At 71.7% G+C, this 18,174-nt stretch carries 11 protein-coding genes; 7 read left to right on the forward strand and 4 right to left on the reverse strand.

What is annotated here, in order from left to right:
* Window positions 1–205 precede the first annotated feature (205 nt).
* Window positions 206–646: a hypothetical protein gene (locus tag Pen02_RS26965; protein ID WP_203868907.1), complete on the forward strand. Its 441-nt coding sequence runs from the start codon at window positions 206–208 to the stop codon at window positions 644–646.
* Window positions 647–796: 150 nt separating this feature from the next.
* Here Pen02_RS26965 and Pen02_RS26970 read toward each other — a convergent pair whose 3' ends face one another.
* A complete protein-coding gene (locus tag Pen02_RS26970; protein WP_203868908.1) occupies window positions 797–2,110 on the reverse strand; it encodes a hypothetical protein in 1,314 nt (437 codons plus the stop codon).
* A gap of 549 nt (window positions 2,111–2,659) precedes the next feature.
* Here Pen02_RS26970 and Pen02_RS26975 point away from each other — a divergent pair.
* Complete coding sequence (locus tag Pen02_RS26975; protein WP_203868909.1) at window positions 2,660–5,020, forward strand: polysaccharide lyase family protein; 2,361 nt, start codon at window positions 2,660–2,662, stop codon at window positions 5,018–5,020.
* A 70-nt stretch (window positions 5,021–5,090) separates the two neighbouring features.
* Complete coding sequence (locus Pen02_RS26980) at window positions 5,091–7,094, forward strand: glucuronyl esterase domain-containing protein (protein ID WP_203868910.1); 2,004 nt, start codon at window positions 5,091–5,093, stop codon at window positions 7,092–7,094.
* Between the two features lie 86 nt (window positions 7,095–7,180).
* Here the strand turns inward: Pen02_RS26980 and Pen02_RS26985 are convergent, their stop codons facing one another.
* Complete coding sequence (locus Pen02_RS26985) at window positions 7,181–8,521, reverse strand: DUF8189 domain-containing protein (RefSeq protein WP_239141340.1); 1,341 nt, start codon at window positions 8,519–8,521, stop codon at window positions 7,181–7,183.
* Window positions 8,522–8,673: 152 nt separating this feature from the next.
* Here Pen02_RS26985 and Pen02_RS26990 point away from each other — a divergent pair, with 152 nt between their 5' ends.
* Window positions 8,674–10,026 (forward strand): PLL family lectin, encoded by a 1,353-nt coding sequence (locus Pen02_RS26990; RefSeq protein WP_203868912.1) that lies wholly within the window; start codon window positions 8,674–8,676, stop codon window positions 10,024–10,026.
* A gap of 17 nt (window positions 10,027–10,043) precedes the next feature.
* Window positions 10,044–11,417 (forward strand): DUF8189 domain-containing protein, encoded by a 1,374-nt coding sequence (locus tag Pen02_RS26995; RefSeq protein WP_203868913.1) that lies wholly within the window; start codon window positions 10,044–10,046, stop codon window positions 11,415–11,417.
* On the opposite strand, the gene Pen02_RS27000 is transcribed toward Pen02_RS26995, so the two are convergent.
* Complete coding sequence (locus Pen02_RS27000; RefSeq protein ID WP_203868914.1) at window positions 11,363–13,102, reverse strand: AfsR/SARP family transcriptional regulator; 1,740 nt, start codon at window positions 13,100–13,102, stop codon at window positions 11,363–11,365. The genes Pen02_RS26995 and Pen02_RS27000 overlap by 55 nt on opposite strands.
* Window positions 13,103–13,220: 118 nt before the next feature.
* On the opposite strand from Pen02_RS27000, the gene Pen02_RS27005 reads away from it, so the two are divergent.
* Window positions 13,221–16,433, forward strand: a complete 3,213-nt coding sequence (locus tag Pen02_RS27005) for a tetratricopeptide repeat protein (protein WP_203868915.1) — start codon at window positions 13,221–13,223, stop codon at window positions 16,431–16,433.
* A gap of 221 nt (window positions 16,434–16,654) precedes the next feature.
* A complete protein-coding gene (locus Pen02_RS27010; protein ID WP_203868916.1) occupies window positions 16,655–17,230 on the forward strand; it encodes a dihydrofolate reductase family protein in 576 nt (191 codons plus the stop codon).
* Here Pen02_RS27010 and Pen02_RS27015 read toward each other — a convergent pair.
* The gene (locus tag Pen02_RS27015; protein ID WP_203868917.1) at window positions 17,212–17,922 is read right to left on the reverse strand and encodes a helix-turn-helix domain-containing protein; all 711 of its coding nucleotides are present in this window, start codon (window positions 17,920–17,922) and stop codon (window positions 17,212–17,214) included. The genes Pen02_RS27010 and Pen02_RS27015 overlap by 19 nt on opposite strands.
* Window positions 17,923–18,174: the final 252 nt, after the last annotated feature.

The raw sequence follows: 18,174 nt of genomic DNA on the forward strand, positions 1-18,174 counted from the left end.
ACCCGTACCTGGCGCTCGACACGTGTCTCTTCGCCACGGTCGGCCAATCCGGCGACCGTGGTGAAACAGCGTGGTCGAGCATCGGTGCGGTCCGGTGTGGCGCGGGGCGCGAAACCCGACCATTGACCACAGTAGATCGACTGTCACAATCAATAGGAAAGCGCTTTCCGAGCCCGCTCCGCCCTGACCGACGAGAGGGGACCATGTGAGACGTAAACTGTTGTCGATCGTGACCGCAGCGCTGATCGGCGTCCTGGCCACGGTTTCCGGTGCCGTAAGTCCGGCATCGGCCGGCACCGGAGCGGCCGGCGCCTACGACTGGGTCAACCAGCTTCCGTGGCCCGCCGTACCCCCGCCCGGCTACGTCGCTCCCGACGGATTCACCACGGTCACGCCCACCAACTGCTACTTCAGCTATGTGGGGACCAGAGACTACCTCACGGGCGGATACACCGAGTGTATGCGGCAGGTCGGCGTACACCGGGCGGCGGCACTCTGCGCCGACGGCACGATCGAGTACAGCCTGGCCGAGGAGATGGACTACTGGCTGCAGTCCCGTGTCGAGTGCGGCAGGCCCTGGCCATGGCCTCCCGTGTACGAGCGGGCCGTCGCGGCGTGGGGTGAGTACATCCTCGCGGATTGGTGACGTCCTCCATCAGATCCTTCAGGCCCGTACCGGAACCGGCGAGTGGTGCGAGCGTCCAGACCGGACACTCGCACCACCGTCGCCGCAGTTCAGGGGTACGCGGCGGTCACCCGTGGGTGGCGGCCCGGCTCCGTCCGGAGGTCCGGGCGACTACCGGGGCCACGCGCAGTGGATGTGCGTGCCATGGTCCGCGTCGTCGCCCGGCCCCAGCACCTCCGTCGCCCCGTACGCCCGGCAGGCGTCCTTGAACGCCTGGTTGAACGGATTGCTGGCGTTCACCCGGGCGCCGTTGACGGTGTCGACATCGAACGCCTTCCCGACGTAGTGCCGGGACGTCCCACCGTGCCTGCTTCCGGCGATCGCGGTCACCCGGAAGTTGAAGCCGTTCTGCAGGTGCAGGCTGAGGATGCCGCGCAACATGTCGAGGTCGAGGTTCACGCTGGTCCGGCCCACGTGGCTGAAGTCGCTGGTCTGGGCGGGCAGCCCGGCCGCGGTGTCCACGATGTTCTGCCGGGCCGTCGAGGCCGGGTCGTTCTGCCCGCCGACGTGGGAGGTGAGCAGGTCGATGGCGGGGATGTCCCGGATCGCCGCTGCCGGGTTGTACGCCGGCAGGCCGGTGCTGAACACTCCCGACCCGATCGAGACGGACAGGTACGAGGTGCCCAGGCCGTAGCACGGGGTCAGGTACCGCTGCGGGGCGGGAAGTGCGAAGCAGCCGCCCCACGGCGTCCCGTTCAGGGTCTGCAACGCCAGGTCGAACCCGATCTCCAACTGGCGACCGCCGTCGTAGATCCGACCGTCGATCAGCACCGCTCCGATGCTGTACCCGTAGTAGTAGGAGGAGAAGTAGAAGGGTGCGGCGGCGGCGATGACGGCACCGTTGTACCGGGCGCCGCTCGTCCGCTCGATCAGGTACGCCTGGCCGGCGCCCGCGAGGTAGAAGTTGCACACGATCTCGGCCAGATAGTCGACCCGGGCCAGGGCGGTACCGTTCCGGGTCACCTGACCGCTGATGTACGGCACGCAGGTCGGCGGATTGTTCGGGTCCGGGTCCTCGACCATCCGGGGCGCCGGCCCGGCCTTCGGCTTGCCCAACGTGATCCCGGTGCCCGGCGGCACGGACGCCGTCCGGCGGCCGGCGGAGGACCGCAGACCGGCGTCCGGTGTCAGCCCGGACACGCCGGGCGCGGCCTGGGCCGCGCGGCTGGGCAGACTCGGCGCGGGGTCCTTCGACACGTCGGCCTGGGCCGGCACCGCCTGTCCCAGCAGCCCGACCAGGGTGAGCGCCGAGGCCAGCATCCCGGCCATCCACCGCCGACGGCGTGATCCCACCGATCCCCGCCCGGCACGGTCGATCCCGTACCCCGGACCGGCGGGCGCGGCCGGCCCGGTCGGCGCCGGGACGACCGCCGGCATGCCCTGCGGTATCGGCAGTTCGTCGCGTTCTCTGCCTGTTCCTGTCATGTTCCCCTCCATCGGCGAGGCAGCAGTGCGGCCACGCTTTCAATCCGGACTGAACGGCGACTGGACGGTGGCTGGAGACGGCTCCCGGGTGGTCGGCCCTCTTGACAAGCCGCTCCTGCTGCCGCAAGACTCTTGATCCTGAATCGATTCAAGCAAGCGCTTTCCTCGGCGGTACCTGCCCACCGCCGGCACCTCCACCTGCCGCTGTTTTTCCCAGCCTGACACGGCCGTTCGAATCCCTCCGGCGGACATTGGTCGCCCCGGCGGCCGTAGCTGAATCGTTTGCACGACGGGAGCGGCCACATGGCCAACAACCAGGCCCGGTTCACCTGCCGGACGCCGTCGGTCGTCCCCGGCCGCAATACCCGCCGGTCGCCGCCGCCGGTCGTGGCAAGCGCTCCATCCGGAGCCACGGCCACCCGCAGGTGACCGTGCACCGTCACCGACGCACCGTACTTCTCCGCACCCGACACGAGGATCTCGTTCAGCGCCGACGGCGGTCGGTCCCGCACCACCGCCAGCCGGCATCGAGACAGGAGGACCAGTCACATGGCCGCAGAAGTGTCCCGACGAACCGCCCTCGGACTGGTGGGTGCCGCTGCGACAGCACCCGTACTGCTGGGCCAGGGCTCCGCCGCCGCAGCGCCCAAGCCGCGTGGCGTACAGGTCACGATCAACGGCGTGCCGGCGGCTCCCGGCAGTTACCCGTTCCCCGGTGACGTCGACGACCTGGTGCTCGACAACGGGCTGATCCGGTTCACGTTCGGTCGGGACGACGCGGCCGGCGGGATCCTCACCGGCTGGAGCGACGTCTCCATCACCGCGACCTCGATCGTGGTGGAGGGCGTGGAACTGGCGCACAACCTCAACGGCACGGCGCCGTTCGACCCGGACCGCGCGCACTCGTTCTACGTCGACGCGGGCGGCGGGAGCAGTCGGCTGGTCTGCACCGAGGTACGGGTGCTGCGCGTCGGCGCCGAGCTCGTCGAGGTGGCGTTCGTGGACGACACCAGCCCCCGGCTGCGCCACGAGCACCACCTGGTCATGCGGCGCGGCAAGCGGGGCCTCTACGGGTACGACATCGTCACCGCAGTGGTCGCGCAGTCCATCAACGAGATCCGGATGAACGCGCGCTGGGACCGGTCCATCCTCGACCACGCGTTCAACTGGGAACGAGGCAAGGGCCAGCAGCCGACGTACGCATACCTGGCCACCCAGGGCGGCGAGACCCGGCCGATCGACGGCGTCAACAACCCGAACCTGCCGTCGCCGGAGAGCAACTCCGGCAACCTGCCGCCGGGCAGCCGCTACACGAAGTACGACTGGAGCCTGTACCACCACGAGAACCCGATGTTCGGCCACTACGGACACGGGTTCGGGGCCTGGTTCACCCCGCTCGGTGGGGTCACCGACCAGACGCTCTGCGCGTTCTACGGCGTCGGCCCCAACCACCAGGACCTGGCCATCCACCAGGACGCCATCATCTGCAACTACTTCGGCGCCAACCACTACGGGCTGCCGGCGTATCCGCTGTTCGCCGGCTACCAGCGGCTGTACGGGCCGTGGTACACGTTCGTCAACACCGGTGACCCCGACGACCCGGACGCGATGATCACCGAGGCGGCCGAGATCGCCAGGGCGGAGATCAAGGAGAACCGGCGCGGCTCGGACTGGATCGCCGACCCGTTCTATCCACCGCCCGCCCGGCGCAGCACGGTCACCGGCCGGCTGCGCATCGCCGACGGCCGGCCTGCCGGCGGGTACTGGGTGCTGCTGTCCACCCAGGACGCGATCGACGTCTACACCATCCACGAGCCGACCTACTTCGTGAAGACGGCCGAGGACGGCACCTTCAGCCTGCCCGGAATCCCGCCGGCCTGGCAGCCGGGCACCCGCACGCCCGGCACGTACAACCTCTACGTCTTCGCCGCCACGGGATCGGTGACCGACCAGCTCAAGCTGACCGGGATCACCGTCGGCGGAGCGAAGCAGGACCTCGGCGACATCGAGTGGACGCCGACCGACCACAGCACGTTCCTCTGGCAGATCGGCTCCGCCGACCGGATGGGCGGCGAGTTCGCGCTCGCCACCGACCCGGAGACCTTCACCAACCCGCGCAACTTCGTCAAGCCGGGCCTGATACCGGGCAACCTGACGTACACGGTCGGGCAGAGCTGGGAACCGCAGGACTGGTACTACGCCCAGACGAACGCGGGCACCTGGACGATCACCTTCGACCTGGACCGCGCGTACGCCGGCACCGCGTACCTCACGGTCTCCACGTCGATGCAGCGCAGTGGCCGACCCACCGTGGCCGTCAACGGTTCCACGGCGGACATCACCGGCTCGTTGCCGAACAACAACGACTCGACGATCGCCCGCCAGGCCGACCGCAGCGGGTACCCCCGGCTCGCCACGCTGTCGTTCCCGGCGTCGATGCTGGTGGTCGGCACCAACACGATCACGTTCACCCGGGGCGCCGGCACCGCCGAGGGTACCGGGTTGGGGTGGGACACCCTGCTGCTGGAGGTGGCCGAGCCGTCGGCGCCCGGCCCGGCGGGGCTGAAAGGCCGGGTGACCGGGGTGGAGCGCGTCCACGGCGGCCGGCCGGGCGCGACGGTCTGGACAGTCGAGGTGACCAACACCGGTCGCGGCGCCGCCAACGACGTGCGGCTGGACGGCTTCGCGCCGACCGGGCCGGGGCGGGTCGGCCGGTCCGGCCACGTCGTCACGAGCCGGGACCCGGAGCGGTTCCCGGTGCCCGTCGCGGCCAGCATCCCGCCCGGCGGGACCGCGACGTTCGAGGTACGGGTCGACTTCACCCGGGCCCCGAACCTGCATCGAAGCAGGTTCGAAGTGCGGGTCAGCGCGAACGGCGGACGGGCCCGGGCCGTGTTCACCGGGCGCTGACGGTCGCGCCGGGTGCCAGATCTTGTCGCTGTCGCTTGACAGTCAAGTGCCGATTCAGCAGGAGAAACCAATGGAGAAACCGGAACTACAGGACCCGGAACGCGCCTCAGACGCGGGTGCCGGTGGTGGGCGGGGCACGTCGAGGCGAACTCTGCTCCGTGTCGTAGGTGTCTCACCGCTGGGCCTGGCGGTCGCCGCCGCACCTGGCTCGGCCCTCGCCGCGCCGAGCCCCGCCGCCCGGACCGGGGCCGTGGTCGACGAGTGCGTGCAGAAGTTCGGGGCGTTTCCGACGCTGCCGATCAGCACCGTCCAGGATCGCGACCAGATGCTCTGCCAGCTCGGTATCAAGTTGCCGAACCTGGGCTCGTGGCTCGACGACCCGAACCGCCCGCCGAACCTGGCCGGAGACCCCGCCGCCCGGCTCTGGTTCGACGCCTTCGGCCACCCGGTGCGCAGGGGAGCGCTGGGTGGACTCTGGGCCAGCTACGACGACGCGACCAGTTCCGGCGCGATCGGGTACGGCACCGGGGACAATCCGGAGGTCGACGGTTGGGGGTACACCCCGATCGAGCTGTTGGAGACGAAGAACGGGCGGCCGGTGCGGACGCCCGAGGACTGGTGGGACAAGCGCCGCCCGGAGATCTTCGAGGCGGTCCAGGAAGAGTTGTACGGCAGGATTCCGGACCGCAGACTGTGGCCGAAGATCACCTGGGAGCTCGGAGAGGTCTCGTTCGGCACGGCGGACGGTGTCGACTACGCCCAGCGTACGGTGACCGGGATCATCGACACGTCCAGGTACCCGGAGGTGCGCAACGCGCCGCGGATCTTCGGCACGCTGCGGATCCCCCGGCAGGCGTACGACGCCCGGACCGAGGTCCCGGTGGTGGTGGTGTTCGGCGGAACGACGAGATGGTCGCTGCTGGGGCCCCAGGGGTGGGGGATCTTCGGCTTCGCCAACGCCCAGTTGCAGCCCGACAGCGGCGGGGCCAACATGTCCAGCTACATCATCGGCCTGATCAACAAGGGCAACTGGCGGAAGCCCGGCGACTGGGGTGCACTGGCCGCCTGGAGCTGGGGGATCAGCCGACTGATCGACTTCTTCGACGCGCCGGGGGAGTACGTCGGCGTCGATGCCAACCGGATCGGGGTGCAGGGCCACTCGCGGTACGGCAAGGCCACGATCGTCGCCGCCGCCTACGATCCCCGGATCAAGGCGGCCTACGCGAGTTCGTCCGGATCGCTCGGGGCGAGAATGAACCGCCGGCACTGGGGACAGGATCTCGAGAACGACGGCGACTACGCCAACAACACCGGCGAGAGCCTGGAGTACCACTGGATGGCGGGCAACTACTTCAAGTGGATGGGTCCGCTGGTCAACGACCCGGAGAACCCCGGGGTCGGCCTGGCGAGGAACGGTACCTACAAGCCGCGCCGGCTCGAACTGATGAGCGTGGACGGGCACTCGATGGTGGCGCTGGCCGCACCGCGCGTCGTGTACATCACCGGTGGCAACAACAACGACTCGTGGGCCGACCCGCGCGGCATGTACCTGGCCGGCGCCCATGCCACGGAGGTCTACAACCTGGTCGGTGTCGACGGTCTGGTCGTGCCGCCCGGCACGGAGTTCACCTCGGGACCCGGCGAGCCGATCGGTGGGACGCCGCCGTTCGACGAGGCGTTCATCGACGGGTACGTCGGCTACCGGCGGCAGAACGCCGGTCATGTCGACTCGCCGGGGTGGCCCGCGTTCGTCGAGATGTGCCGGAAGGTCTTCGACCGCGCGCCGTTCCCCGATGCGACCGACGTCAGGGCGGGCAGGAAGGTGAGCAGCCGGAAGTGGAAGGTCGAGGGCCTGACCGGTCGGGCCCGGGTCAGTGTCGTCAACGGGGAGTACCAGACCCGAGGGGGCTGGAGCAGTAAGCCGGGCGTGGTCGAGAACGGGCAGCAGATCCGGGTTCGGCACACCAGTTCCCGCCTGGACGGAGCGCCGGTGGTCACCACCCTGAAGATCGGTGACGACACCTACACCTTCACCAGCATCACCGCCGACGACCGAGGGCACGGTCGCTCCTGACCCAACCGTGCGGTGTCATCCCGGCCGTTGCGCAGGTAGGCGGGGAGGGCCTGGTTCCGCCCTCCCCGCCGGTCACCGGACCGCTCTCAGCTGATGCCGCCGCCGAGGTCCTGCCACGTCCACTCGCCGCCCGTCCAGTAGTTCTGCCACAGCGCGCCGTCCGCGCCTCGGGCGAAGACCCGCAACACCGACCCGTGCAGCACCGCGCCCGGCGCGCTGGTGATCGCGCCGCCGAGGTCCTGCCAGGTCCACTCGCCGCCGCTGTAGTAGTCCTGCCAGAGCGAGCCGTCGTTGGCCCGGGCGAAGACCCGCAGCACCGCACCGTCCAGTACCGCCGAGGGCGCGCTGGTGATCCCGCCGCCCAGGTCCTGCCACGTCCACTTGTTGTTGGCCCAGTAGTTCTGCCAGAGCGAGCCGTCGTTGGCCCGGGCGAAGACCCGCAGTACCGAGCCGTGCAGCACCGCCGACGGCGCGCTGGTGATTCCGCCGCCCAGGTCCTGCCACGTCCACTTGCCGCCGACAAGGTAGTTCTGCCACAGCGCGCCGTCGTTGCCCCGGGCGAACACCCGCAGCGTCTCGCCGTGTACGACCGCGCCCGGCGCGCTGGTGATGCCGCCGCCGAGGTCCTGCGTCTTCCAGTCGGTGCCGTTCCAGTAGTACTGCCAGAGCGAGTTGTCCTTGCCCCGGGCGAAGACCCGCAGCAGGCCGTCGTAGTTCACCGCGGTCGGTGCGCCGACGATCTCGCCGCCGATCTTCTGCCAGGTCCACGTGCCGTTGGCCCAGTAGTTCTGCCACAGCGCCCCGTCGTTGCCCCGGGCGAACGCGCGCAACACGTTGCCGTACACGATGGCGCTGACCCCGCGTTGCAGCGACGCCGGCTGGGCCTCCGCGCAGTTGTTGCTGGTCCGGACCACCGGCTGCGAGGTGTCGTCGCTGGTGATGCCGGACGGTACGCCGTTGAACCAGGACTCCACCTTCTGCCCGTCCCGGCGCTGTTCGTGGTGCATGTGCGGGGCGCTGGACCGGCCGGTGCTGCCGACCCGGCCGAGTAGCTGGCCCTGCACCACCCGCTGGCCGGTGCTGACGACCGGCGGCGCGATCATGTGCAGGTACATGGTCTGCCAACCGCTGCCGTGGTTGAGCTTGACGTAGTTGCCCGCGCCGTCGTCCCAGCCGGCGAACTCGACCGTGCCGCCGTAGGACGCGAGGATGTCCGAGCCCTCGGTCTGGCCGCCGACCCGGAACATGTCGATGTCGTAGTCGTCGTGGCCCGGATAGGTCTGCAGCCGCCACTGCTGTCCGCAATGGAACGGAAGCTGGAACAACGGACGCGGTCCCGCCGCCTGCGCGGGCTGCACGGTCACCGCCACGCCACCCAGGGCGCAGGTGAGCGCGGCGAGCACGGCCAGCAGTGGCCTCTTCCCCATGACTTTCCCTTCGAGTCGGGCGGTCGTGCTGACCGCCGCCCGCAACATTCCGGGTCGCACCGGAGTTCCGCTGCACCCGGGCTGCAGCGGAACTACAGCGACGCCGCGCAGCCTCTCGGCGGAGCATCGACCGAGCTGGGGAAGGAACACTGATGGGACGAATTCGGGCGGGGTGGCTCGCCCTGCTCACCGTCGCGGCGGCGACCGCCACGGTGCTGGTGGCGCCCGCCGCGAACGCGGCCGTGGTGCCCAACTGCACGGCCGGGCCACCGACCGCGGCCGACACCGCGTTCGCGGCGCGGATGAACGGGGTGCTGACCGAGAAACTGGAGGGCGCCTTCAACGGGACCCGGGCCGCGTGCACCCGCGTCATCGTCAACGTCGTCCGGCAGCGGAACCTGCCCCAGCGCGCCGCCGAGATCGCGCTCGCCACGGCGATCGTCGAGAGCGGGATCACCAACCTCGACTACGGCGACCGGGACAGCCTCGGCCTCTACCAGCAGCGGCCGAGCCAGGGCTGGGGTACGCCGGCGGAACTGCTGAACCCGGTGTACGCCACCAACGCGTTCCTCGACGCGATGCTGCGCAAGTATCCGAACAACTCCTGGATGACCGGGGCGATCGGCCCGATCTGCCAGGAGATCCAGATATCCGGGTTCCCGGCGCGGTACGGCGAGGAGGCACCCGACGCGGTACGCATCGCCGCAGCCATCTGGGGTGCTCCGGAGGCCGGAGTCAGCGGTGTCGTGTACGACAACCTGCTCCGCGTCTTCGCCCGGGGCACGGACGGCGCGCTGTGGCAGTACTACTGGACCGGCACCGAGTGGAAGACGCAGGACCTCGGTGGCGGCTTCCTCGGCGCACCGGCCGCCGTGGTGCACGGCAACGTGCTCCGTGTCTTCGTCCGGGGCAACGACGGGGCGCTCTGGCAGAACTACCTGGTCGACGGCCGCTGGACCTGGCAGCGGATCGGTGGCGGCATCACCAGCGCGCCCAGTGCGGTGCTGCACGGTGCGGTGCTGCGGGTCTTCGCCCGGGCCAACGACGGCGCGCTCTGGCAGGCGTACTGGGCGAACGGCGAGTGGAGCTGGCAGGACCTGGGCGGCGGCATCAGCAGCCCGCCCAGTGCGGTGGTGCACGGTGCGGTGCTGCGGGTCTTCGCCCGGGGCAACGACGGCGCGCTCTGGCAGAACTACTGGACCGGCGGCGAGTGGACGTGGCAGGACCTCGGCGGCGGCCTCACCAGCGCGCCGTCGGCGGTGCTGCACGGCTCGGTGCTGCGGGTCTTCGCCCGGGCCAACGACGGGGCGCTGTGGCAGAACTACTGGGCCAACAACAAGTGGACGTGGCAGGACCTGGGCGGCGGAATCACCAGTGCCCCGTCCGCGATGATGCACGGCGATATCCTCCGCGCGTTCGCTCGCGGCAACGACGGGGCGCTGTGGCAGAACTACTGGGCCAACGGGACGTGGACCTGGCAGCGGATCGGCGGAGCGATCACCTGATGAACGGAGACGGGACCATGAGGCGAAGATCATTCCTGGGTACGGCCGGACTTCTGACAGCGGTCACGACGGCGGTGGCCACCCTGCCGGTGCTGACCGGACCTGCGGCCGCAGCCGATCCGAAGCCCGCGCCGACGGCCGACCCGAGCACCGGAGCGGCCCCACAGGGCGGTGCCCGGTTCTCGGTGCTGGCCGTCGAGCCGGGGCCGGCGATCACCCGCAGCGAGATACTGGCCCGGGCGCGTACCTGGGACGCCGTGTCGTACAGCCAGGAGAGATACCACAACGGCTACCGCACCGACTGCTCCGGTTACGTTTCGATGGCATGGAACCTGCCGGAGAGCCTGAACACCGGCAACCTCGACGAGGTGTCCAACCGGCTGTCGTCGTACAACGACCTGCGGCCCGGCGACATCCTGATGTACCACATCGACAACCCGTGGGAGGGGCACGTCGTCATCTTCGCCGGCTGGGTCGGCGCGGTCGGCGGCGACTTCCACATCCACGAGCAGACCCCGCCGCACACCAAGCACCGGACCTGGTCGGCCGCCGGTTACAGCCGCAGCCTATACAAGCCGTACCGCTACAAGAACGTGATCGACGACGTCGTCAACTCCGGCGTCGGCGCGGTCGTCCACGACAACCTGCTGCGGACGTTCGCGCGTGGCGCCGACGGTGCCCTCTGGCAGTACTACTGGGACGGCACCGGGTGGAAGACCCAGGATCTCGGCCGGGCCATCACCAGCGGGCCGTCCGCGCTGGTCGACGGCGGGACCCTGCGGGTCTTCGCCCGGGGCAGCGACGGCGCGCTCTGGCAGAACTACCTGGTCGACGGCCGCTGGACCTGGCAGCGGATCGGCGGCGCGATCGTCGGCCAGCCGGCTGCCGTGGCGTACGGCGGCGTGCTGCGGGTGTTCGCCCGTGGCGCCGACGGCGCGCTGTGGCAGTACTACTGGAGCGGCGGCGAGTGGAGGACCCAGGATCTCGGCGGCGGCATCACCAGCGGACCCACCGCCGTCGTCCAGGGTGACGTGCTGCGCGTCTTCGCCCGTGGCGAGGACGGCGCGCTGTGGCAGAACTACTGGGCCAACGGCAAGTGGACGTGGCAGGACCTCGGCGGCGGGATCACCAGCGCGCCGTCCGCGGTGCTGCACGGCCAGGTCCTCCGGGTGTTCGCCCGGGGTAACGACGGCGCGCTCTGGCAGAACTACTACAGCAACGGCGCCTGGGCCTGGCAGGATCTCGGCGGCACCATCACCAGCGCACCCTCCGGAGTGATGCACGGCAGCGTGCTGCGGGTCTTCGCCCGGGGCAAGGACACCTCGCTCTGGCAGAACTACTGGGCCAACGGCGAGTGGACCTGGCAGGACCTGGGCGGCGCGATCACCTGATCGGCGGGACGCCCGGTGCGGTCTCCGGCCGCCCGTTCCAGTGCGACCAGCCGGACCAGCCCGTGCAGCCGATAGCTGACGCCGCCGGGGGTTCGTCCCCCGGCGGCGTCCAGCAACCTCGCGTCGAGCAGCCGGTCGGCCAGCCGTTCCGCAACCGCCACCGGCAGACCCATCAGCCCGGCGAGCACCCCCGGGGTGAACTCGTGACGGCCCGCCGCCGCCAGCCGGGTCATCGCCTGGCGCTCGGCGTCGCCGAGGCCGGTGAAACTCGAGGCCAGCGCGGTACGCACGTCCAGCCCGCCGGCCGCCAGCCAGTCGAGGCGGCCGTTGCCGTTCCGGAGCCGGGCCGCGCAGGCCGCCAGCGGCCAGTTACGACGAGCCGCCAGCCAGCCGCCCGCCGCCCGCAGCGCGAGCGGCAGCCCGCCACAGTGCAGCGCGATCTCCGCAGCCGCCTCCGGCTCGGCTCTCACCCGGGCGTGACCGGCCACCCGGGCCAGCACCGCCACCGCCGCCGTGGACGGCAGCACGTCGAGGTCGACGCGGGCGTGACAGTCCAGGCCGGTGAGCATCCGCCGGCCGGTCACCAGGACGGCACCCCGGAAGCGTGGCGGCAGCGCGGCGCGTACCTGCTCCTCGTCGGCGACGTTGTCGAGCACCAGCAGCGCCCGCCGGTCGGCGAGCATCTCGCGCAACCCGGGAACCGGCAGCGAGCTGGGGTGCAGCGGATCCCGGTCGGGCAGTTGGACGAAGTGCATGCCGTCCGGGTAGCCGGCGACGACCGCCCGGGCGACCGCCACGGCCAACGCGGTCTTGCCGACACCCGCCATGCCGGAGATCGCGGCGACCACCGGCTCGTCCGGCACCGCGCCCAGGACCCGGCGCAGCCGTCGGATCTCCGTGTCCCGCCCGGCCAACGGACGGAACGCGGGCGACAGGGCGAGGGTCGGCGCCGGTGTCTCGTCGGCCGCCAGTACCTCCCGGTGCAGCCGCTGCAATGCCGGGCCGGGTTCGATGCCCAGTTCGGTGCGTAACGCCTCCCGCCCCTTCCGGAAGACGGCCAGCGCGTCCGCCCGCCGCCCCACCCGCCACAGCGTACGGATGAGGTGCTCGCGGAGCTGCTCCCGCAGCGGGTGCGCGTCGACGAGTTGGAACAGCTCGCCGACCAGCTCGTGCAGCCGGCCCAGGCGCAGGTCGGCGGCGATCCGCTCCTCCAGCGCGGAAAGCCGCAACTCGTCGAGCTGGATGGCGTACGCCCGCAGATAGGGACTGTGCAGCCCGTCCAGCGCCGGCCCGCGCCACTGCTCCAGCGCCCGGCGCAGCCGGTCGGCGGCAGCCTCGTCGTTCCCGTCCACGGCCGCGGCCCGGCCCTGCGCCAACAGCGCCTCGAAGCGGTGCACGTCGCAGTGCTCGGCCGCCAGCGCCAGCCGGTAGCCGGGCGCCTGCGTGACGATCCTGTCCGGGTGCCCGATCTTCCGGCGCAGCGCCGACACGTACGTCTGCACCAGCGCCTCCGCGGTCGACGGCGGCTCCTCGCCCCACACCGCGTCCACGAGTCGCGCGGTGCTCACCACCCGGTCCACGTTGAGCGCGCAGGCCGCCAGCAACGCCCGTTGCTTGGCTGCGGTCAGGGACACCGGCCGGCCGGCCAGCGTCACCTCGACCGGACCCAGTACCCGTACCTCCATGTCCGCTCCCCAGCGTCTCCCCGTCGTCGGGACAGCTTGCGGTGATCACCTGGCTCCACGCTGGAGGGCCGCTACCCGCAGCGGACCCGTACCAGGAGATTCACTAAGGTCCACATCCGTGGACTTCGCCGCGTTGCTGAAGGCATACCGGGAAAAGGCCGGACTGACCCAGAGCGAACTCGCCGACCGTACCGGCCTGAGTGCCGCCGCGATCCGCGATCTGGAGCAGCGGCGCAGCCGTGGGCCGCGCACCGGGTCGGTCCGCGCGCTGGCCGTCGCGCTCGGCCTGAACCCGGCCGAGACCAGGACCTTCCGTGCCGCCGTCGGCCCGGCCCGGCCGGAGACCCGGGTGGCCGAGCCGGACGCGACGGTTCGGGTGGGCGTACTCGGACCGCTGGTGGTGTACCGGGGTACGACCGAGATGGCGCTCGGCACGGGACGGCATCGGGTGGTACTCGCCCGGCTGGCGCTCACCCCGCGCGTCGCCGTACACCGCGACGAGCTGATCGACCTGCTCTGGGGCGACCGGGTGCCTCCGTCGGCGGTCAACCTGGTGCAGACCCACGTGAGCCGGCTACGTCGGCTGCTCTCGCCGGGCGCCGTCGTGCTGACCGCCGGCGGCTACCGGCTGGAGTTGGGCGCCGACGAGGTGGACCAGGCCACCTTCCGGGCGCTGACCGGCTCCGCGCGGACCGCCGACCGGCCCGACGCCGCGCTCGACCTGCTCGACCAGGCGCTGGGCCTGTGGCGCGGCGAGCCGTGCGCGGACGTCGAGGAGGTACGGGGGCATCCGGCGGCAGCGGCGTTGCAGGAGGAACGCGCGACGGCCACGATGCGGCACGCCGACCTGGCCGACGCGCTGTCCCGCAACGACCTGGCGCCGCCGAGGCTGATCGCGGTGGCCACCGTGCGCCCGCTGGACGAGCCGCTGCACGCCCGGCTTATCACCGCGCTGGGCGCGACCGGCAGGCGGGCGGCGGCGCTCTCGGCCTACCACGACATCCGGCGGCGGCTCCGCGAGGAGCTCGGCGTCGACCCGGGGACCGAGCTGGCCGAGGCGTACCGGGCGGTGCTCCGACAGGAACCGGCCGAGGACGCGGCGGTGGACAGTACGCCCCGGCCGTGGCAGGCGCCCGCGCCGCCCGGGGACTTCACCGGCCGGACCGAGGAGGTCGGCACGCTGCTCGGCCTGCTGTCCCGGCAGCCGACGCCGGTCTGCCTGGTCTCCGGGGTGGCCGGGGTCGGCAAGACCACGCTCGCGCTGCGGGCGGCGCAACTGGTCCGCTCCGCGTACCCGGACGGCCAGCTCTACATCGACCTGGCCGGCGCCGGCGCACGGCCGCTTTCCCCGGCCGAGGCGCTGGCACGGTTCCTGCGCGCGCTCGCCGTGGAGGACCGCCGCATTCCCAAGCACCACGAGGAACGCGCGGCGCTCTTCCGCAGCATCACCGCCGAGCGACGGGTGCTGGTGATCCTGGACAACGCGCGGGACGCGGCCCAGGTCCGCCCGCTGCTGCCCGGTCCCGGGGGCAGCGTCGCGCTGATCACCAGCCGGTGGCGGCTGCCCGACCTGGCCGGGGTGGCCGTGGTCGACCTGGCGCCGTTCTCGCCGGACGAGGCGGTCGGGCTGCTCGCCGCCACCGCCGGCGCCGCTCGGGTGGCCGTCGAGCCGGAGGCGGTGGCCGAGCTGGCCACGGCCTGCGCCGGGCTGCCGATCGCGCTCCGGGTGGCCGGTGCGCGCCTCGCCAACCGTCCGGGCTGGACGGTGCGGGACCTGGTCGACCGGCTGGACGACCAGCGTGACCGGTTGGCCGAGCTCCAGGTCGGCGACGTCGGGGTCGCGGCCAGCTTCGCGCTGAGCTACCTGGAGCTTCCGGTACGCACGGCTCGCGCGTTCCGGCTGCTCGCGCTGCTGCCCGGCACCGACTTCGTGGCCCCGATCGCCGCCGCCACCCTCGACCTCACCGTGGCGAACACGGTGCGGGAACTCGAGGACCTGATCGACGGCAACCTGCTGCAACCGGCCGGCGACGGCCGCTACCGCTACCACGACCTGCTCCGGATCTTCGCCCTCGGGCGGCTGGATGCCGAGGAGCCCGCCGACCGGCGTGCCGAGGCGCTGCGGAACATGCTCGACGGCTATCTCGCCCGGGTGGCCGCAGCGGCAGAGCTGATCTATCCGAGCATGGTCCGGCTGCCGGTGCCGAACGTGGACACCGGCGCCTTCCGGGACGCCGCCGAGGCAACCGTGTGGCTGGACGCCGAGCTGCCCGCACTGGTCGCGGCGGTGGAGGAGGCAGCCGAACGGGACGACCACCGTGCGTACGCGTGGCAGCTCGCCGACCAGCTACGCGGCTACTTCTTCGTCCGCCGGCACTCCGCCGCGTGGCTGGCCACCGGACGGGCCGGACTCACCGCCGCCGAGACGGCCGGCGAGGGGCGGGGCCGGGCGGCGATGCACCAGACCATCGGACAGGCGCTGTGGTCGCTCGGGCAGGCCGTCGAGGCGCTGGCCGAGTACGAGCAGGCCCTGGCCCTCGCCGAGCGGCATGGGTGGCCGGAAGGGGAGGCGTACCTGCTGCACAACATCGGCCTGGTGCAGAAGTTGCTGGGCCGGCTCCCGGAGGCCCGGTCCTGGTACCGGCGGGCGCTCACCGTCAGCCGGGCGTGCGGCTGCATCCACGTGGAGGCGGTCACCCTCAACGACCTCGGCGCGATGCTCGTGGACGAGGGCCGGGCCGAGGACGCCGCTGCGCACTTCGCCGCGGCCCTGCGGCTCAACGAGGGCCGGGCGGCCGGGCGGCAGTCGGCGGCGGGCAACCGGTCCAACCTGGGCATGGCGCTACGGATGCTCGGGCGGATGGCGGAGGCCCGCGAGCACCTGGAGGAGGCGTTGGCCTACTTCGTCGAGACCCGGTCGCCCACCGGTCAACTGTGCGTGCTGGACGAGCTGAGCCAGATGTACGCGGCGCTGGGCGAGCACGACGCCGCGGTGGACACGGCCCGCCGTGCGCTGGCGCTCACCAGGACGACCGGGGACCAGCGGGCCCAGGCGGAGCTGCTGTTCACGCTCGGGGACGCCCTGCTCAGTGCCCACTCCCTCGCCGAGGCGGAGCGCTGCTTCGGCGAGGCGTACGCGCTGGGCGAGCGGCTGGGCTATCCGTTGCTGCGGATCCGGGCCGGTCTCGGGTTGGCCCGCGCCGAGCTGGCCGCCGGACGCGGGGTCGAGGCCCTGCTGCGGGCGCGGGCCATGCGCGCCGAGGCGGTGACCGCCGACTTCACGAACCTGGCCGAGGAGGCCGACCAGATCCTCGGCAGTGCCGTCCGCTGACGAAGTGACAGGGTGTGGTTCTGCCGTGCCTTCTGCCCCGATGGCGGGATGGAGGCCGGCGACCGCGCCGACCCCGCAGGCGGCGGCGAGCCGGAGGTCGGCCGCCGATGGCGGTTGTTCGGGTACGTTCTGGAGCTGTTGTCGTTTCCGTCCATGACGGCCGCCCCCGCCGCGATCTAGCGTGGACCCGGCAACTCGCCCGAGCATGAGGAGACAGCACGATGCGTAAGTTGGTATACACCGGTTTCATGTCGCTCGACGGCGTCGTGGACTCGCCCGGCGGGCCGGCGGAGGGGCACCGCAGCGGCGGTTGGGTGGTCAAGGACCTCGAGTTCGTCCCGGAAGCCTGGTCGCTGAAGGGCGAGGAACTCGCCGACACGACGGCGCTGATGTTCGGCCGTTCCAGCTACGAGGCGTTCGCACCGGTCTGGCCCGGCTCGGAGGACCACGCCAGCTACAAGGACCTGCCCAAGTACGTGGTGTCGACCACGCTGTCCGACGACGCCCTCGTCGACGGGTGGGGGCCGACGACGATTCTGCGTTCGACCGAAGACGTCGCCGCGCTCAAGGAGGGCGAGGGCGGCGCAATCTTCATCCACGGGAGCGCGGAGCTGGCTCGGCGGCTGTCGGACGCGGGCCTGATCGACCAGTACAACCTGCTCGTCTTCCCGGTGCTGCTCGGTGCCGGGAAGAGCCTGTTCGGCCGGGCCGACCGGGACAAGCACATGCTGAGGCTGCGGGAGTCGGAGAGCTACTCGAACGGGATCCTGAAGCTGGTCTACGACGTCGCGCGCTGATCCAGGTCGAGGGCGATCGGGCCGCCGACGCCGTCGCGCAGTTGCCTGACGGTGCGTCCGACGTAGCAGCGCAGTGCCCGGGCCAGGTGCGGCTCGTCGAAGTAGTCGAGCTTGGCGACGACGTCGGCGGCCGGGGCGCCGGCAGCCAGCAGCTCCGCCGCCGTACGGGCCCGTTCGATCTGCCGGACCGCGCCCCGGGTCAGTCCGGTCGCGGCGCGGAACCGGCGTTCGACGGTGCGTCCCGAGACGGCCGGGCGGTGCCCCCGCAGCAGGTCGGCGACGAGCAGGTCGCGGACCACGGCCCCGGCCCGGACGAGACGGTCGACCAGGGCCTCGGCGTCGTCGGGGCCGGGCGTCTCCCAGCGCGCGCCGTCGAGCCGGAACGTCCCGCGGGTGGTGTCGGGCAGCCCGATGCCGCCGTCGACCAGGGCCGGCGCGGGTATGGCCCGCAACGAGGTGCCCAGGGCGAACTCGATGCCCGTGAAGGTCGCGCCCTCCGGCACCGGCGCCGTGCTGGTCCGGGTCTCGGGACCGGTGATCCCCGCGTACGTCCGGCCAGCCTGCTCCCAGAACACCAGGCCCCAACGCACCCCCGCGACGGACGTCATCGAGGTGACCTGTTCGCTGGTGCAGGTCCAGACGCTGTCGACCCAGGGCGAGTCGGACCGACGCGTCTCGAACCGCAGTTCCACGGGCGAAGGATACGCCGTTTCGCGTCCTGGACGCCTGCCTGACCGCGCGGGTTGTGCGGGGCCGAGTTCCGTCGCGACAGCGCCAGGACAACACGTGCGCCGGCCACCACTCCGGTGATGGCCGGCGCACGCTTTCGTAGCCGCCGAACTCGTTCGGACGGCCGGGCTCCAGGTCCCCCCGGTGGAGCGCTCCGGCTACGGAAGCCGGCCGCGTGCGGAGGGCGGCCCGTCGAGGAGCCCGGCCGCCAGGAG

It is taken from the genome of Plantactinospora endophytica (assembly GCF_016862915.1).
GTDB lineage: Bacteria > Actinomycetota > Actinomycetes > Mycobacteriales > Micromonosporaceae > Plantactinospora > Plantactinospora endophytica.

Bases quoted from the DNA above. Each gene is read 5' to 3' on its own strand.
- Pen02_RS26990 (WP_203868912.1), top strand. From the start codon at position 8,674: ATGGGACGAATTCGGGCGGGGTGGCTCGCCCTGCTCACCGTCGCGGCG.
- Pen02_RS27000 (WP_203868914.1), bottom strand. From the start codon at position 13,102: ATGGAGGTACGGGTACTGGGTCCGGTCGAGGTGACGCTGGCCGGCCGG.
- Pen02_RS26975 (WP_203868909.1), top strand. From the start codon at position 2,660: ATGGCCGCAGAAGTGTCCCGACGAACCGCCCTCGGACTGGTGGGTGCC.
- Pen02_RS26995 (WP_203868913.1), top strand. From the start codon at position 10,044: ATGAGGCGAAGATCATTCCTGGGTACGGCCGGACTTCTGACAGCGGTC.
- Pen02_RS26985 (WP_239141340.1), bottom strand. From the start codon at position 8,521: ATGGGGAAGAGGCCACTGCTGGCCGTGCTCGCCGCGCTCACCTGCGCC.
- Pen02_RS26980 (WP_203868910.1), top strand. From the start codon at position 5,091: ATGGAGAAACCGGAACTACAGGACCCGGAACGCGCCTCAGACGCGGGT.
- Pen02_RS27010 (WP_203868916.1), top strand. From the start codon at position 16,655: ATGCGTAAGTTGGTATACACCGGTTTCATGTCGCTCGACGGCGTCGTG.
- Pen02_RS26970 (WP_203868908.1), bottom strand. From the start codon at position 2,110: ATGACAGGAACAGGCAGAGAACGCGACGAACTGCCGATACCGCAGGGC.